This is a genomic window from Magnetococcales bacterium, from assembly GCA_015231925.1.
In the GTDB taxonomy this organism is placed as follows: domain Bacteria; phylum Pseudomonadota; class Magnetococcia; order Magnetococcales; family JADGAQ01; genus JADGAQ01.
The window spans coordinates 1-2,402 of record JADGAQ010000341.1 but is presented as its reverse complement, the minus strand read 5'-3'; the positions used below and the strand labels follow the sequence as shown (position 1 = coordinate 2,402).

Below are 2,402 nucleotides of genomic sequence, written 5' to 3'. Positions count from 1 at the left end.
GGATCGCGCCGCCGCCGGACTTCTGGGAAAACGAAGCGGAGAGGGGGCTGGGGCACCTGCTGCCGGAACTGGAGCGGGACGAGGCACGAGAGGAATGGCTTTGCAGATTGAGCGGGCGGCAGATGGAGATGGTTTGCGCCGGGCTGGCTCTGCCAGTGAAGGAGCGGGTGAGGGACCGGCGAGAGACGTTGCGTGGACTAAACGGGCAACTTCTCCCCTTCCTGCTGGTTGACCGCTTCTCCCACCAGAAGTCCCGGGTGGCAGTGGTGGAGTTCGCCAAAAGGCGTCTGCCAGGCCAGGTGATCGAAGAGTGCCGAATCAACGAGGAGGAGCACGACGCCAAGGCGCTGCTGTTCGCCCTCTACGGCAACGAACCAACGGATCTGCGGCAGATCTTCCATCTGGAGAAGATCCAGAAGGCTGGCTTCGCCCGCATGTCCCTGACAAGCTCCGTCAAACCGCCCAGGGAAACATTCACCGATTTTCTGACACCCGACCGCATCCATGCCCTGCTCACCACCTTCGACAGGGAGCGCAACGACCAACGCATCAGCGAATTCCGCGAGGTGCTGGTGGAGGAGGGGCGGCCGCTGCTGTTCATCCGCCGGGCCGAACGTCCCAGCCTGATCGTGAAAACGGTGGGTGTTGAGCATGGATTCCATCCTGAATGGATCATTCTTGACTTTTCCGCCGACGCCCGGCGGGTGCGCATCTCCTCCACCAGTCCCGCCGTGCCCCTGGAGATAGCCAACCGCGTGGCTGGAGCCTTCTTCGATGAGGAATGCGAATACACCAATGAAAGCGAGGAAAGCTACGGAGAACAGTTGCGGCGGTTCCTGCGGCAACTCGCGAAAGGAGAGGCTGGGCAACTGGAGTTCGTGGAAATTTCCCTTGAGCGGTCGCCCCTGGACGGGGCCAGCAAGCTCACCCTTACCGATCCTGTCTCGATTCGCAAGGCGGTAGGCCATTTCACTCAGGCAGTGGGGGACATCCTGTCCGAGATTGGCAACATGAGAGGGATCAAGGTAGCCTTCCAGGGGAAACGGGTTGGGCTGATCTTCGAAGCAGTAGGGGACGACCGCTTCGTGGTCCGCTATACAGATCAGCGACTGAATACGAAAGAGCGTGTCGCCTTCGAGGAATTGATGAGGAATGACCATGGCCTTCCTGTCCTCTCGACAGAAAAGCGTGTCCGGTGCTGATACAGGGATTTTCGAGCAACTGCTCCGGGATGGTTGGAGAATCGCCGATCCCGCTCCTGCAGCCCTGGACGCTTCCGCCCGGTTGGAGCGGCTCGGACTGGTGGAGATCGAGCGCCGGGAGTTCGTTCTTTGTGCCGAACCGCTGGACGGGGATTTTCCACCGGCGGTGCGGGATTGCCAGGGGCGCATCCTGCTTCAAGAGGGGTTGGACGAAGGAGACGATGTCTTTCGTTGTCCGGAGTGTGAGCGGCCTGTTTACCCCTTTCTCCACGGTAAGCGGCGGCATGCAGAGGTGCGCAGCAAGGTGAAGCCCGAGGGTGTGGCAGCCTTCCTCCACGACGAACTGGATTCCATGGGCGCGGTGCGGCGGATGGTAGAAGGGGTGTTCCGTGTCGAGATGGGTTCCGGGGAAGCCCTGGTCTGTCTGGTGGAGCTGTGCCGCGATTCTCGTTATCTGTCCCGCGACCATGCCCGCATGCATCCCATTCTCTTCGTTGCCATCGATGCCCGCAATCTGAAGGAGCGATTTCTTCCCGATTCCTGGCTTGTCCGGGCGAGCTTGGCCGAACTGGTGAGTGGAACCGCCGACTTGGCCTCTTTGTTGGAGGACCTTCTCGCACGGGAGACTCCTTCGACCCTGCTCAGCGCCTCTTTGCCGGTATACGACAAGGTGGTTCCGGCGCTTTTGCCCAGCCCAGCCTCTGGACCGCATCGCCGACAGTTCATGGTGGAGTTTGGTGCGGATCGTCTTCTGGTGGAGGATTCGGTGGTGGCAACAGCCAAGGCCGGGATGCAGCTCCAGGTGTTCGGCATCCTGTGGCAGCGATTTCTGGAAGATTTGGCAATGGGGCGGCCGCCGGATGACTTCCGCCCCATCAGCCTAAAGGAACTGACCAACATCATCGATCCGGGAGACAGGATCGAGGCCATCGACGAGCTGAATGTTCGCCGTGCAATAAACCGTTTACAGCAAGATTTGCTGGATGGTGTGCGCCGAAATTTGGGCTTGCCAATAGAGCGTGATGATATCATTGAAAATATCAGGGGTGAATGCCACCGTCGTAAAGGTACTGGTTACCGCATCAACCCGCGAAAAGTCCTGCCAAAAGTTTGCACTCTTGCCTGATTCGTCTCTTTCCATCCGACTCACCCCTGATTGACGGCCCTGATCTTCTTGCTCAGGGCCGTTTCTTTTATTGA

Annotated in this window: 2 protein-coding genes; both read left to right on the top strand. The window is 59.5% G+C overall.

Features of this window, described 5'->3' with window-relative positions; genetic code table 11:
• On the top strand, positions 1 to 1,202 hold a 1,202-nt coding region (locus HQL56_19595), incomplete at its 5' end, for a hypothetical protein (protein MBF0311721.1).
• Complete coding sequence (locus HQL56_19590) at positions 1,189 to 2,328, top strand: hypothetical protein (GenBank protein ID MBF0311720.1); 1,140 nt, start codon at positions 1,189 to 1,191, stop codon at positions 2,326 to 2,328. The genes HQL56_19595 and HQL56_19590, both read left to right, overlap by 14 nt.
• Positions 2,329 to 2,402 lie beyond the last annotated feature (74 nt).